This is a genomic window from Arthrobacter sp. BF1 (assembly GCF_056680215.1).
The window spans coordinates 2633561-2646639 of the sequence record NZ_CM155271.1 but is presented as its reverse complement, the minus strand read 5'-3'; the positions used below and the strand labels follow the sequence as shown (position 1 = coordinate 2646639).

Below are 13079 nucleotides of genomic sequence, written 5' to 3'. Positions count from 1 at the left end.
AAGCATGAGTTCGCCAGCTTCCCGCCCAGTCCCTCCAGCCGCTGCCAGCCTGCTTAACCTGCGTGGCGCCGTCGACCTTTCATCCTTGAAGCAGCGCCAGGCACCAGGCGCGGCTGCCGGCAATCCGCCGGTGCCCGGTGGCGTGGGTGCCGGTACCGGTGCTGCCCCTGCCGCCAACGGAACCGCCACCAACGGCACTGCAGATGTGGGGGCCGCGCCGCTGCGGGTCAACGTCACGGAAGGAAACTTCCAGGAGCTCGTGGAGCTCTCCGCGCAGGTGCCGGTTGTCTTCGCCCTGTGGGCCGCCTATTCGCCGGAATCGGCCGCGATGGTGGACTCCCTCGAGCAGGTAGTCAACAGCTTCGGAGGCCGGCTGGTGCTCGGCGCCGCGGACATCGACGCGTTCCCGCAGCTGGCGCAGGCCTTCCAGGTGCAGGCCGTCCCCACCGCCGTGGCCGTGATCAAGGGCCAGCCGGTGCCGCTCTTCCAGGGTGGTGCCGACGAAGCCCAGATCCGCCCTCTCTTGGATGAACTGCTCAAAGTTGCCGCCGCCAACGGCGTGACGGGCAGCCTAGGTGCCGGGGGACCGGCAGATGCCGAACCGGCGCCGCTGCCGCCGCTGCACCAGGCCGCCTTCGATGCCATCGAAGCGGGGGACTACGAGGCAGCCGCCGTTGCCTACCGGCAGGCCCTGCTGGAAATGCCAGCGGATGCCGAAGCCAAGGCGGGACTGGCGCAGGTGGAGCTGATGGCACGCCTGCAGCCGCTTTCCGCCCAGGATACCGAGACCCTGCGCACGCGTGCAGCCGAAGAACCCGACAACCTGGATGCCCAGTTAAGCGTGGCGGACCTGGATGTGGCGGGTGGTCACGTGGAGGATGCCCTGAACCGCGTGGTCAGCTTCATCGGGCGGAACTTCGGTCCCGAGCGGGAGACCGCCCGGGTCCGGCTCCTGGAACTCTTTGACGTTGTAGGCACGCACGATGACCGCGTGGCGAAAGCCCGGCAGGGTCTGGCCAGGGTGCTTTTCTAGATGTCCGCGCTCTTCCAGCCGCTGAATCTCCGGGCTCTCGAGTTAGCACACCGGGGCTGGGTCTCGCCGATGTGCCAGTACAGCTGCGATCCCGACGGCGCCCCGGGGGTTCCGAACGACTGGCACCTGATGCATCTGGGATCGTTCGCCGTAGGCGGTGCCGCGTTGATCCTCACCGAGGCTGCGGCGGTCAACCCGGCAGGCCGGATCAGCCCGCGGGACGCCGGGCTGTACAGCGATGAACAGGCGGAGGCCTGGGCGCGGATCAACTCGTTTGTGCACCGCCATGGTGTCGCTGACACAAAGGTGGGCGTCCAACTGGCGCACGCGGGCCGCAAGGCGTCCACGTACTGGCCCTTCTCCGGCCAGCGGGGGAGCGTGCCGGAGTCCGACGGCGGCTGGGCCACTGTGGGGCCGTCCGCGTCGGCGTTTGAGGGTTATGCCGAGCCCGCCGCGATGACCGGGGAGCAGATCCAAGAGGTCATCGCCGATTTCGCCGCCGCCGCCGTGCGTGCCGTTGACGCAGGGTTCGACACCATGGAGATCCATGGCGCCCACGGTTACCTGCTGCACCAGTTCCAGAGTCCGCTGATCAACACGCGGACCGATTCCTGGGGCGGGGACGAAGCTGGCCGGAACCGCCTGACGCTTGCTGTGGTTGATGCGGTCCGTGACGTCATTCCGGAAGGGATGCCGCTGCTGCTGCGGATTTCGGCCACCGACTGGGCAGAAAACGGGATCGACATCGGGGCGTCGGTGCGCCTCGCCAAACAGGCTCAGGAACACGGTGTGGACCTTATCGATGTCTCCAGCGGGGGCGCAGTTGCGCACCAGGAGATCAAGCCCGGCCCCGGCTACCAGACCGGGTTCTCGGCACGCATCCGCCGGGAAACCGGTGTTCCCACCGGTACCGTTGGGCTGCTGACCACCGCCGGACAGGCCGAACACGCAGTGGCCACGGCCCAGGCAGACGGAGTGTTTATTGCCAGGGCCGCGCTCCGGGACCCGCACTGGTGGCTCCGGGCGGCGTTCGAGCTGGGCCACGACCTCAAGTGGGCTCCGCAATATGAACGTGCCGTCCCGCGGCATTCGTTCTGACGTGCCGGCTGCTTGATGGCAGACCGTCAGCGCGACGAGGCGAAGGCCCTTGGTGACAGGCCGGGGGACAAGATCGACGAGCAACTGGACGCCAGCATCCTGGAACTTTTGGCTGCCAGGGCGGCAACGTCCACCATCTGCCCATCGGATGCGGCCCGTGCTGTTGGTGACGAGAATTGGCGCGACCTTATGGAGCCTGCCCGCAGGGCCGCGCGGCGGCTGGTTGATGCAGGCGAAGTGCAGATCACCCAGGGCGGTTCGGTGGTTGACCCCTCCACGGCCAAAGGGCCCATCCGCATCCGCAAGGCCCGTTAGGAACAGTCGGCCCGGTTCGCCGGCTAAGCGGTCCTACGCCTTTTCTACTACTCCTTCAGGAGGACCCCGTCAGGGAAGCGGCGGGACTAGGCTGGCGGTATGACTGCTCCGCTACCCCACCCGGTGCCACCCGCCGGCCCGGTCCCAGCTCTGTCCATCCGCGGGCTCGCCAAGCGTTTCGGCGAAAAAATTGCCGTGGACGGCCTCAGCCTCGACGTCCCGGCCGGCTCGTTTTTCGGCATTGTTGGACCCAACGGGGCCGGCAAGACCACAACGCTGTCCATGGCCACAGGACTGCTGCGGCCCGACTTTGGCACGGCTGTTGTCCACGGGGTGGACGTCTGGGCCAGGCCGCTGGAGGCCAAGAAGCTTATGGGGATCCTCCCTGACGGAGTCCGCCTTTTTGACCGGCTCACGGGCGAGCAACTGGTCACGTATGCTGGGCTGCTGCGGGGCATGGATAAAGATGTGGTGGCCTCCCGCGTGGGGGAGCTGCTGTCAGCCCTTGACCTTGCGCAGGACGCCGGGAAGCTGGTGGTGGACTACTCCGCCGGCATGACCAAGAAGATTGCCCTGGCCTCCGCGCTGATCCACGCTCCGCGGCTGCTGGTTCTGGATGAGCCCTTCGAAGCCGTTGACCCCGTCTCCGCGGCCAACATCCGCTCCATCCTGGACAACTACGTCTCCTCCGGTGGCACGGTCATCGTCTCCAGCCATGTCATGGACCTGGTCCAGCGCATGTGTGACCACGTTGCCGTGGTGGCCGCCGGCAGGCTGCTGGCTGCCGGGACCGTGGACGAAGTCCGCGCCGGCGCTTCCCTGGAGGAAAGGTTCGTCCAGCTCGTGGGCGGACGCAGCCACACGGAAGGCCTGGAATGGTTGCGCACCTTCTGAGGCTGAAACTGACCCTGCTGCGCAACGGCCTGCGCCGGAGTCCGTGGCAGCTGGTGGGCATGGCCTTCGGCGGCCTCTACGCCCTGGGGCTGGTGGGACTCTTGGTGGTGGCCCTGATCCTGCTGCGCAATGCCGATCCGGAACTGGCACACACTGTTGTGGTGCTGGGTGGCTCGGCGGCCCTCCTGGGGTGGGGCCTCATTCCAGTGGTCGCGTCCGCCGCGGACCTGACCCTGGACCCTGCCCGCTTTACCACGGCCGCCATCCCCATGCGCCAGCTGCTCGCAGGGCTTGCCCTTGGCGGGCTGATCGGAATCCCCGGGCTGGCCACCGCTCTGGTAGCGCTAGCCACCGTGTGGACCTGGGCCCGTGGCCCCCTCCCCGCGGTCGCCGCGCTGGTGGGTGCCGCCGTCGGCGTTCTGACATGCATTGTCCTGTCCAAGGTGGTCACCACCGCCACCGCCAGCCTGGCGTCGTCGCGCCGGTTCAAGGATGTCAGCGCCATCGCGTTTATGATCCCGCTGGTCCTGATGGGACCGATCGTGGCTGGCGTGGGGAGAGGCATTTCCGCTTCTGCCGGTTTCCTGCCGGAGCTGGCTGCCACCCTGTCCTGGACGCCCCTGGGGGCCACCTGGTCCCTCGGCGGTGACCTCGCCGCCGGGCGCCCGGGAGCGGCAACACTGAAACTTTTGATCGCCGTCGCAACGCTCGCAGTCCTGGCCTGGTGCTGGAAACTGCTCCTCGAACGGGCCCTGGTCAACCCCCCTTACGCCGGCAGCGGGAGCCGAAAGGGCGGAAAGCTGGGGCTGTTCGGACTCCTGCCGGCCACCCCCGCCGGTGCCGTCACGGCGCGGTCGCTGACCTACTGGCTGCGCGATCCCCGCTATTCCGGTTCCCTGGTGGTGGTCCCGCTGCTGCCCATCCTGCTCGTCTTCCAGGGCAGCCAGTCCGGTGATTTCGGAGTGCTGGCGGTCGCGGCACCGCTGGCGGCGTTCCTGCTGGCATGGTCCATCTCCGCAGACGTCTCCTATGACAACACGGCGTTTGCCCTGCACCTGGCCACGGGCGTCCGGGGAGTTGACGACCGGCTGGGACGGGCGCTGGCATGCCTGGCGTTTGGACTGCCCGTGGTGCTGATCTTCGCGGTAGGCCAGTACTTCTTTACCGGCGATTGGGAAGCACTGCCGGGCCAGCTGGGCCTGAGCCTGGGCATCCTGTTCACGGGCCTGGGCCTGTCGTCCGTGGTGTCCGCCCGCTACACCGTGGCCGTGCCCCTGCCCGGCGACAGCCCGTTTAAGAAGCCCCCGGGCAACGTGGGCCAGACCCTGGCGGTGCAGTTCGCCGGCATGGGTATCCTGACCCTGCTGGTCCTGCCCGAAGTGGGACTGTTCATTGCGCAGCTGGCCACCGGGAACCAGGCCTTCGGGTGGGCCAACCTGGCCGTTGGCCTGGTGCTGGGGCTGGCACTGTTCGGGGCGGGCATCCGGCTGGGGGGAAAGTGGCTCGATGCCCGCGCGCCCGAACTCCTGGCCCAGCTGACCGTGAACCGCTGATCCAGCGGGACAACCGAAACCAGAACTCCAGAAAGGCGGCCGGCAGTGGAAGTTGTCATCCTCCCGGGCAGCAGGCAGATCGCGAAGCTCGTGGCAGACGCCGTCGAGGCACTGCTCCGGCGCAAGCCCAACGCAGTCCTGGGGCTCGCCACCGGGTCCTCGCCGCTGCCTGTCTACGACGAGCTGGCGGCGCGTCGCGAGCAAGGACTGGACTTCAGCGCAGCGCACGCTTTTGCGCTGGATGAATATGTGGGCCTGGCGCCCGGGCACCGGGAGTCGTACCGGGAGGTCATCGCGCGCGAGTTCACCAGCCGGGTAAACATCCTCCCCGGGAACGTCCACACCCCTGACGGGTCCGCAGCTGATATCCCAGCGGAATGCCGGGCCTACGAGGACAGGATGAAGGCGGTGGGGGGCGTGGACCTCCAGATCCTGGGCGTGGGGACCGACGGCCATATCGGTTTCAACGAGCCCGGCTCCTCGCTGGCATCCCGGACCCGCATCAAGACGCTGATCGAGCAGACCCGCCGCGACAACGCCAGGTTTTTCGCTGGCCTCGCCGACGTGCCCCACCACGTGGTGACGCAGGGACTGGGCACCATCCTTGAAGCCCGCCACGTTGTGCTGGTGGCCACCGGGGCGCAGAAGTCGCCTGTGGTCCGCGACTTCGTGGAAGGGCCGGTGTCCGCGATTTGCCCGGCCTCGGTCCTGCAGTTCCACCCGCACGCCACCATCCTGGTGGATGAGGCCGCGGCGTCGTCGCTGAAGCTCGCCGACTTCTACCGGCACACCTACGACCACAAGCCAACCTGGCAGGGGCTGTAACTCTTGCCACATTCGGGCGCTGCCCACCAGCGGATTCAGACGGAACTGCCGACGGCGGCGTGTGCGGTGCAGGCAAAACGGCACCTCCGGCGTCGAACGTCCACCGCCCCGGGACGCTAAGATGGATGCCATGACTAGCATGACGGACCCTCTCGAAAACGACCCGATGCGCGAGCTTTCCGGGGCTGGAACGTCCACGGCCACCATTGAGCGCGAAGAGCTGCGCCCGGAAGTTGAGCCCGGCGACCGGGAACGCTTCTCGCACTACGTGCGCAAGGAAAAAATCATGGAGTCCGCGCTGACTGGTGAGCCCGTGATTGCCCTCTGCGGCAAGGTCTGGACTCCAGGCCGGGATCCCAAGAAGTTCCCGGTCTGTCCCGAGTGCAAAGAGGTTTATGAAGGCCTCCGCCCGGGCAACGACGGCGGCAAGGGTCCCGGAGGGGACTCAGGCAACAACAAATAGTGACGGAGACGCTCTTCGGCGGCCCCACCCTGCCTCCGGCGTATCCGGAACGCGCAGCCTGGGGCACCGCCCAAAAACTCCGTGCCTGGCAGCAGGAAGCTCTTGACCTCTATTTCAGGGCCGCCCCCCGCGACTTCCTGGCCGTAGCAACGCCCGGTGCCGGTAAAACCACCTTCGCCTTGCGCGTGGCGTCCATGCTTATCGAATCCGGGGCAGTCAACCGCGTCACCATTGTGGCGCCCACGGACCACCTGAAGCGGCAGTGGGCTGATGCTGCCGCCAAGGTGGGAATAGCCATCGACCCGAACTTCAAGAATTCCGACGGCCAGCACGGCCGCGGCTTCGTTGGCGTAGCCGTCACCTACGCGCAGGTGGCCAGCAAACCCATGCTGCACCGCGCCAAAACGGAGGCTGCCCGCACGCTGGTGATCCTCGATGAGATCCACCACGGCGGCGAGGCACTGTCCTGGGGTGACGGTCTGCGCGAAGCGTTTGACCCGGCCGCCCGGCGGCTGTCCCTGACGGGTACCCCGTTCCGGTCCGACACCTCGCCCATCCCGTTTGTGGAGTACGCGGAGGACAAAGACGGCATTCGCCGTTCGAAGGCTGATTACACCTACGGCTATGGCAACGCCCTGCGCGATCACGTGGTGCGCCCGGTCATGTTCATGGCCTACTCGGGCCAGATGCGGTGGCGTACCAGCGCCGGAGAAGAGATGGCCGCTTCGCTTGGTGAAGCCGCGGTCACGAAGGACATCACGTCCCAGGCCTGGCGGACTGCTTTGAACGCGACAGGTGAATGGATCCCCGCTGTCCTGGCCGGAGCGGACAAGCGGCTCAGTGAAGTCAGGCGTTCGGTTCCGGATGCCGGCGGGCTGGTCATCGCCACTGACCATGAGGACGCCAGGGCCTACGCCGGGCAGCTGAAGCGGATCACCGGCGAGTCACCCACGGTTATTCTTTCCGACGATGCCAACGCCTCGGAGAAGATCGAGGAGTTCACCGCGAGCGAGAAGCGGTGGATGGTTGCCGTCCGGATGGTGTCCGAAGGGGTGGACGTACCCCGGCTTTCCGTGGGCGTCTATGCGACCTCCACGTCCACGCCGCTGTTCTTCGCCCAGGCTGTGGGACGCTTTGTGCGCGCCCGGAAGCGAGGGGAGACGGCGTCGGTCTTCCTGCCGTCAGTGCCGCAGCTGATGGCGCTGGCGAACTCCATGGAGATGGAACGCGACCATGCGCTGGACCGCCCGGAAAAAGAAGACAGCGACGGCCTCTTCAATCCCGAGGATTCCCTGATGGCCGAGGCCAACCGGGAGGACAAGGCTTCGGACAGCCTCACCAAGGGCAAGTTCGAGGCGCTCGATTCGCAGGCTTCGTTCGACCGGGTGCTGTTCGACGGCGGCGAGTTCGGCACGGGGGGAGAGGTGGGCTCCGAGGATGAGCTGGACTTCCTGGGCATCCCGGGCCTCCTGGACGCCGAGCAGGTGGGCACTTTGCTGCGGCAGCGCCAGCACGATCAGCTCAACCGGAAGAACCGGCGTGCACCTGCTGCTGAACCTGCCGCCGCGGCGCCGGCCATCCCGGACCACCGGATGCTGATGGACCTGCGCAACGAACTGGCGAAAAACGTGGCGGCCTGGTCCGCCCGGACCGGAACCCCGCACGGTGTGGTGCACACCAAGCTGCGGACCGTTTGCGGCGGCCCTCCCGTGGCCCAGGCCAACGAGGAGCAACTGCAGTCGAGGCTGCGGAAGCTCCAGGACTGGTTCATCGGCCGGAAATAGCAGCGTCCTGGAGCAGGAACGGCCTTAAAGGCGGGTGGCCCGGTGCACAGCACCGGGCCACCCCCGCGGTTAAGCGGACCTCAGGCGACGTCCACGCCGCCGAGCTCCATTTCGGCCACGGCATCGTCAAGGTCCTCAGCGATGCCTGCGGTGAGCGAACGCAGGACCGTCACGGAGTAGCCGGCCTGGACCGCGTCCAGGGCCGTCGCCATGACGCAGTAGTCAGTGGCAATCCCCACCACCACCACGTCTTCCACATCATGGCTTTGCAGCCAGTCGTCCAGGCCGATCGCATCATCTGCAGGGGCGAAGGCGTCTGCGTCAGCTGGCAGGGACCCGGGCTGACGGTCACCGGTGGGCACGGCATCCTCCGGAGCCAGCAGGCCCTCGAACCCGGAATAGGCCGCCGTGAACTGGCCCTTCTGGAAATAGGCCTGGATGTACTCGGTGTCCAGGTCCGGATGGAGCTCGGCGCCACGGGTACCGGCAACACAGTGCGGCGGCCAGCTATCCTTGAAATCGGGCGTTTCGGAGAAGTGCGCGCCTGGATTGATATGCCAGTCCTGGGTGGCCACAATGTGGTCGAACTCGCTGTGGTGGGCATCCACGTACTCGCTGATTGCCCCCGCCACGTCAGTGCCGCCGGCCACGGGGAGGGAGCCGCCCTCGCAGAAGTCGTTCTGGACGTCAACGATGATCAGGGCGCGGGACATCAGTTCTCCTCAGTTTTCTTCATAAAGAGTCGGGATAGCGGGCTCCCCGCGCTGCAGGCGGTTGACCACGGAGGGCAGTTCGGCCATGGTGTCGGCGTGCCGTTGCCTGGCCCGGACCACACCCTCGGGCCCCGTCCAGCCGGGCAGCAGTTCGCCGTTCTTCACGAACTGCTGCAGCAGCGGCCGGTCGTTCCCGTCATCTTCGGGCCGGTGGCCGATGCCCACAATTTCGTGCGTAGCGATGCCGCGCTCATTGAGCTTGCGCAGTGCATACTTCCGGCCGCCCATGCTGGCCTTGTTCTTGGCCGCCTTGGCCACGGACACAAAATCGCCGGCGTCGTCCGTGCGGCTCACCAGCTTGTAGACCATGCTGGCGGTGGGCGCACCGGAACCTGTCACCAGCGATGTGCCCACCCCGTACGAATCCACGGGAGCGGACTGCAGCGCGGCAATGGCGAATTCGTCCAGGTCAGAGGTGACCATGATCCGGGTGTGCTCGTTGCCCAGCTGGTCCAGCAGCTCGCGGACCCAGGAAGCCTGGGCCACGAGGTCGCCGGAGTCCAACCGGACGCCGCCCAGTTTGGGCCCTGCAAGCTCGACGGCGGCACGCACGGCCGCTTCGACGTCGTACGTATCAACCAGCAGCGACGTGCCCACGCCCAGCGACGCGATCTGCGCCTCAAAGGCGTCCCGCTCGGTGTCGTGGAGCAGAGTAAAGGAGTGGGCGGCAGTACCCACGGTCTTGATGCCGTAGCGGATGCCCGCCTCGAGGTTGGACGTGCTGTGGAACCCGGCGATGACTGCGGCCCGGGCGGCCGCCGCTGCCGACTCCTCATGCGTGCGCCTTGAGCCCATCTCGATGCAGGGCCGGTTGCCGGCCGCCGTGATCATCCGCGATGCGGCCGAGGCGATGGCGGAGTCATGGTTCAGCACGGAGAGCACATAGGTCTCCAGCATGCAGGCCTCGGCGAACGTCGACTCCACGATGAGGATGGGGGAGTTGGGGAAGTACGCCTCGCCCTCCGGGTAGCCCCAGATGTCGCCGCTGAACCGATAATTCGCCAGATAGTCCAGGGTTTCCTGGTTGACCACGCCGGTGCGGCCCAGGAAATCGAGTTCAACCTCGCCGAAGCGGAAGTCCGCAATTCCTTCCAGGAGCCGGCCTGTTCCCCCCACAATGCCGTACCGCCTGCCGTCCGGCAGCCGCCGCGCGAAGGCTTCGAAAACCGACCGGCGGTGCGCGGCGCCCGAATGGAGCGCTGCCTGCAGCATGGTCAGCTCGTAGTGGTCGGTGTACAGGGACGTGCGGGGATGGTCCCAGCCGGCAGAGGTACTCACAAAATTCACTCTAGTCCCCACCGGCTCCCACGTCTCGCTTCGCTTCGCCGCGGGGCCCTCGCCGGCGTGGGCCCACCCACCGGCTCCGACGTCTCGCTTCGCTTCGCCGCGGGCCCTCACCGGCGTGGGCCCACCCTCCCCATAGAATGGACAGATGAGCTTAAGCGTTGCGCCCGGCCCCGCTACACGGGAGGGCACCCGGACTGGTACAGAGTCGTCCACAGACTCCCTGACCGCGCCGGACATCCCCTGGAACCTGGTGATCTGGAATGATCCCGTCAATCTGATGAGCTATGTCAGCTATGTCTTCCAGAGTTACTTCGGCTACTCCGAGAGCAAGGCCAACAAGCTCATGATGGAGGTCCACAAGAAGGGCCGGTCCATCGTTGCCCACGGCAGCAAGGAACAGGTAGAACGCCATGCCGTGGCCATGCACGGCTTCGGGCTGTGGGCCACCGTGGAGAAGGCAACCGACGGAAACGGTGGGAATTCCAGGAACTCGGGGAAATCCGGCGGGTCCGGGCAGGGCAAGGGGAAACGTGGCTAAGGCATTCAAATACGGTCTCAAGGGCATCACCGGGTTCCTGGAGCCCGCCGAGCGTGAGCTGCTTCGCAGTCTGATCGGTGATGTCATCTCCATGCTCCAGCCGGCCGAACACACCAGCCAGGACCCCCTCGCGGCCCTGATCGGACTGGACATGGATGTCCAGGAACCTACGGACCGTGCAGTTAAGCGGCTCCTGCCCAACGTGATGAAGGACGACGACGGCGCGTCCCTGGAGTTCCGTCAGCTCACCGAGCGTTCGCTGCGGGAAACGAAGATCGGCGCGCTGCGGGCTGCCGCCCTTGATCTGGACAAGGACGAAGTGGTCCTGACCGCCGATGGCGCCAGGCACTGGTCCATGGCGCTGAACGATGTCCGCCTGGTGCTGGCGGAGCGCCTGGACATCCGGGACGAGGAAGATGCCGAGCACGTGCATTTGATGCAGGACTGGTCCCAGGCCGAGGACGTCGAAAGCTACCTCGCGCTGGTGTACAACTTCACTACCTGGCTGCAGGAGTCCCTGGTGCAGGCCATGCTGCAGTCCCTGGATTCGCGCCCCTGAACTGCGGTCCTGCTCCAGGATCCGTCTGCATGTGACAAATTCGACATGAGTGCAGCGCCACAATGTGATGGCTGCGGCCGCAGGGAAGACCTATCCTCGAATAATCATGACAACAGCCTCGAGCATGGACCCGGCAGCGACTGCAGCAGGGGTGTCCGCAGCCAGCAACAGCGCCGGCCTGGTGGGATCCCGCCCCATCGGCGTCTTTGATTCGGGCGTCGGCGGACTGACTGTGGCGCGGTCCATCATCGACCAGCTGCCCAACGAGTCCATCCTCTATGTGGGGGATACCGCCAACGGGCCTTACGGCCCGCTGCCCATCGCCGAAGTCCGGGCGAACGCGCTGGGCGTGATGGACGAACTGGTGGACTCCGGTGTCAAACTGCTCACCATCGCCTGCAACTCGGCGTCAGCCGCTGTCCTGCGGGACGCCCGCGAACGGTACACCGCCAAGTACGGCATCCCCGTCATCGAGGTGATCCAGCCTGCAGTCCGGCGTGCGGTTGCCGCCACCCGGAGCGGGCGTGTCGGCGTCATCGGAACCTCTGCCACTGTAGGTTCCCGTGCCTACGAGGACACCTTCGCGGCAGCTCCGGACCTGACGATCACTTCCGTGGCCTGCCCCGAGTTCGTCAATTACGTGGAGGCTGGCATCACCACCGGCCCGGAACTTCTCGCCGTCGCAGAGGAATACCTCGCCCCGCTGAAGGCCGCCGGCGTGGACACCGTGGTCCTGGGCTGCACGCACTACCCGCTGCTGACCGGGGTCATTTCCTTTGTGATGGGAGACGACGTGACCCTGGTGTCCAGCGCCGAGGAGACGGCCAAGGACGTGTACCGCGCGCTGGTCACCCACGACCTTCAACGCACCACCGCAGCGCCGCCCGAGCATCATTTCATTGCCACCGGAGACGCCGCCCAGTTCGAGATACTGGCCCGCAGGTTCCTTGGCCCGGAAGTCCTCTCCGTCCAGCACGTGGACCACGTGGCCGCCCAGTACCCCACCGGAAGCCTGGCCCGCATCACCCCGGAAATGATCGAGGCCGCCCAGCGTGCCAGTACCCGTTCCGGCAGCGCCGGCCAACGGATTTCCAACTTTGTGGGCGCCCGCCGGGCCGGAGGTCCTGCCCAGTGAAACTGACCATCGTGGGCTGCACGGGCTCGTTTCCCGGCCCCGGCTCGCCGGCGTCATGCTACCTCCTGACCGCCAATGACGGCGAGCGGACCTGGAAGATCGTTATGGACCTGGGCAGTGGAGCCCTCGGCGCCATCCAGCGTTACACCGATCTCGAGGACATCGACGCCATCTTCCTGACCCACCTCCACCCGGACCACTGCATGGACCTCTGCGGCCTGCACGTGGCTGTTCGCTGGAAGCCCGGCGGCTGGGGCCGCGGGCGGATCCCGGTGTGGGGTCCCGCCGCTACGGCGGACAGGATGGCCACGGCCTACGGGCTGGACCTTGACCCGGGGATGCACGAGGAATTCGACTTCACCAACTGGATTGAACGGGAGCCCGTCACTGTGGGCCCGTTCACCGTGACGCCGTTCACGGTCAACCACCCGGTGGAGGAGGCCTACGCCCTCCGGGTTGACGTCACCGAGCCGGACAAGGCCGGCAACCCGGTCGGACGGGTGCTGACGTATTCGGGCGATACCGATTCCTGTACCGGTCTGGAGGAGGCCGCCAAGGACGCGGACCTGTTTCTCTGTGAAGCCGCTTTTGAGGAAGGCCGGGACGACGCCATCAAGGACGTGCACCTGACCGGAAAGCGTGCGGGGGAGGCGGCGGCCGCCGCCGGTGCCCGCAGGCTCCTGCTCACGCACATTCCAGTGTGGACCTCGCCGAGCACCGTCATGGCCGAAGCAAAGGAAGTGTTCGGGCAGCACGTGGCAGTGGCCGTGGCCGGGGTGCATTACACCGTTTAAGGGCAGCCCTCCATTCTGGCTGGGCTGC

Annotated in this window: 14 protein-coding genes; 12 read left to right on the top strand and 2 right to left on the bottom strand. The window is 66.7% G+C overall.

Going from position 1 to position 13079, the window contains the following annotated elements; translation table 11 throughout:
• Positions 1-4: 4 nt before the first annotated feature.
• From AC1MCD_RS12405 to AC1MCD_RS12370, 8 genes are all read left to right on the top strand, one after another.
• Positions 5-1033: a co-chaperone YbbN gene (locus tag AC1MCD_RS12405; protein ID WP_498672340.1), complete on the top strand. Its 1029-nt coding sequence runs from the start codon at positions 5-7 to the stop codon at positions 1031-1033.
• Positions 1034-2131, top strand: a complete 1098-nt coding sequence (locus tag AC1MCD_RS12400; RefSeq protein ID WP_498672339.1) for an NADH:flavin oxidoreductase/NADH oxidase — start codon at positions 1034-1036, stop codon at positions 2129-2131.
• A 15-nt stretch (positions 2132-2146) separates the two neighbouring features.
• On the top strand, positions 2147-2446 hold the full coding sequence (locus tag AC1MCD_RS12395; RefSeq protein ID WP_498672337.1) for a DUF3253 domain-containing protein: 300 nt from the start codon (positions 2147-2149) through the stop codon (positions 2444-2446).
• Between the two features lie 99 nt (positions 2447-2545).
• Positions 2546-3340, top strand: a complete 795-nt coding sequence (locus tag AC1MCD_RS12390; RefSeq protein WP_498672335.1) for an ABC transporter ATP-binding protein — start codon at positions 2546-2548, stop codon at positions 3338-3340.
• Positions 3322-4893 (top strand): transporter, encoded by a 1572-nt coding sequence (locus AC1MCD_RS12385; RefSeq protein WP_498672333.1) that lies wholly within the window; start codon positions 3322-3324, stop codon positions 4891-4893. Before AC1MCD_RS12390 ends, AC1MCD_RS12385 begins: the two co-directional genes overlap by 19 nt.
• A 45-nt stretch (positions 4894-4938) precedes the next feature.
• A complete protein-coding gene (gene nagB / locus AC1MCD_RS12380) occupies positions 4939-5718 on the top strand; it encodes a glucosamine-6-phosphate deaminase (RefSeq protein ID WP_498672331.1) in 780 nt (259 codons plus the stop codon).
• A gap of 121 nt (positions 5719-5839) precedes the next feature.
• Entirely contained in the window at positions 5840-6181 is a 342-nt protein-coding gene (locus AC1MCD_RS12375) for a DUF3039 domain-containing protein (protein ID WP_498672329.1), read from the top strand.
• On the top strand, positions 6181-7965 hold the full coding sequence (locus AC1MCD_RS12370) for a DEAD/DEAH box helicase (protein ID WP_498672326.1): 1785 nt from the start codon (positions 6181-6183) through the stop codon (positions 7963-7965). The genes AC1MCD_RS12375 and AC1MCD_RS12370 overlap by 1 nt, the downstream gene beginning before the upstream one ends.
• An 80-nt stretch (positions 7966-8045) precedes the next feature.
• Here AC1MCD_RS12370 and AC1MCD_RS12365 read toward each other — a convergent pair whose 3' ends face one another.
• Entirely contained in the window at positions 8046-8678 is a 633-nt protein-coding gene (locus AC1MCD_RS12365) for an isochorismatase family protein (protein WP_498672325.1), read from the bottom strand.
• A gap of 9 nt (positions 8679-8687) precedes the next feature.
• A complete protein-coding gene (locus AC1MCD_RS12360) occupies positions 8688-10016 on the bottom strand; it encodes a nicotinate phosphoribosyltransferase (protein ID WP_498672323.1) in 1329 nt (442 codons plus the stop codon).
• 154 nt (positions 10017-10170) lie between these two features.
• Here AC1MCD_RS12360 and clpS point away from each other — a divergent pair, with 154 nt between their 5' ends.
• From clpS to AC1MCD_RS12340, 4 genes are all read left to right on the top strand, one after another.
• Complete coding sequence (gene clpS / locus AC1MCD_RS12355; protein WP_498672321.1) at positions 10171-10563, top strand: ATP-dependent Clp protease adapter ClpS; 393 nt, start codon at positions 10171-10173, stop codon at positions 10561-10563.
• Positions 10556-11122 carry a DUF2017 domain-containing protein gene (locus AC1MCD_RS12350; protein WP_498672317.1) on the top strand — a complete coding sequence of 189 codons (567 nt, stop codon included), beginning with the start codon at positions 10556-10558 and terminating at the stop codon, positions 11120-11122. Before clpS ends, AC1MCD_RS12350 begins: the two co-directional genes overlap by 8 nt.
• Positions 11123-11189: 67 nt before the next feature.
• Positions 11190-12257 (top strand): glutamate racemase, encoded by a 1068-nt coding sequence (gene murI / locus AC1MCD_RS12345; RefSeq protein ID WP_498678321.1) that lies wholly within the window; start codon positions 11190-11192, stop codon positions 12255-12257.
• Positions 12254-13051, top strand: coding sequence for an MBL fold metallo-hydrolase (locus tag AC1MCD_RS12340; RefSeq protein WP_498672315.1), 798 nt, complete (start codon positions 12254-12256; stop codon positions 13049-13051). The genes murI and AC1MCD_RS12340 overlap by 4 nt, the downstream gene beginning before the upstream one ends.
• Positions 13052-13079 lie beyond the last annotated feature (28 nt).

What these genes read in the sequence shown, in the direction of transcription:
- AC1MCD_RS12405 (WP_498672340.1), top strand. Translation starts at nt 5, where the DNA reads ATGAGTTCGCCAGCTTCCCGCCCAGTCCCTCCAGCCGCTGCCAGCCTG.
- AC1MCD_RS12400 (WP_498672339.1), top strand. Translation starts at nt 1,034, where the DNA reads ATGTCCGCGCTCTTCCAGCCGCTGAATCTCCGGGCTCTCGAGTTAGCA.
- AC1MCD_RS12395 (WP_498672337.1), top strand. Translation starts at nt 2,147, where the DNA reads ATGGCAGACCGTCAGCGCGACGAGGCGAAGGCCCTTGGTGACAGGCCG.
- AC1MCD_RS12390 (WP_498672335.1), top strand. Translation starts at nt 2,546, where the DNA reads ATGACTGCTCCGCTACCCCACCCGGTGCCACCCGCCGGCCCGGTCCCA.
- AC1MCD_RS12385 (WP_498672333.1), top strand. Translation starts at nt 3,322, where the DNA reads ATGGTTGCGCACCTTCTGAGGCTGAAACTGACCCTGCTGCGCAACGGC.
- AC1MCD_RS12375 (WP_498672329.1), top strand. Translation starts at nt 5,840, where the DNA reads ATGGATGCCATGACTAGCATGACGGACCCTCTCGAAAACGACCCGATG.
- AC1MCD_RS12365 (WP_498672325.1), bottom strand. Translation starts at nt 8,678, where the DNA reads ATGTCCCGCGCCCTGATCATCGTTGACGTCCAGAACGACTTCTGCGAG.
- clpS (WP_498672321.1), top strand. Translation starts at nt 10,171, where the DNA reads ATGAGCTTAAGCGTTGCGCCCGGCCCCGCTACACGGGAGGGCACCCGG.
- murI (WP_498678321.1), top strand. Translation starts at nt 11,190, where the DNA reads ATGGCTGCGGCCGCAGGGAAGACCTATCCTCGAATAATCATGACAACA.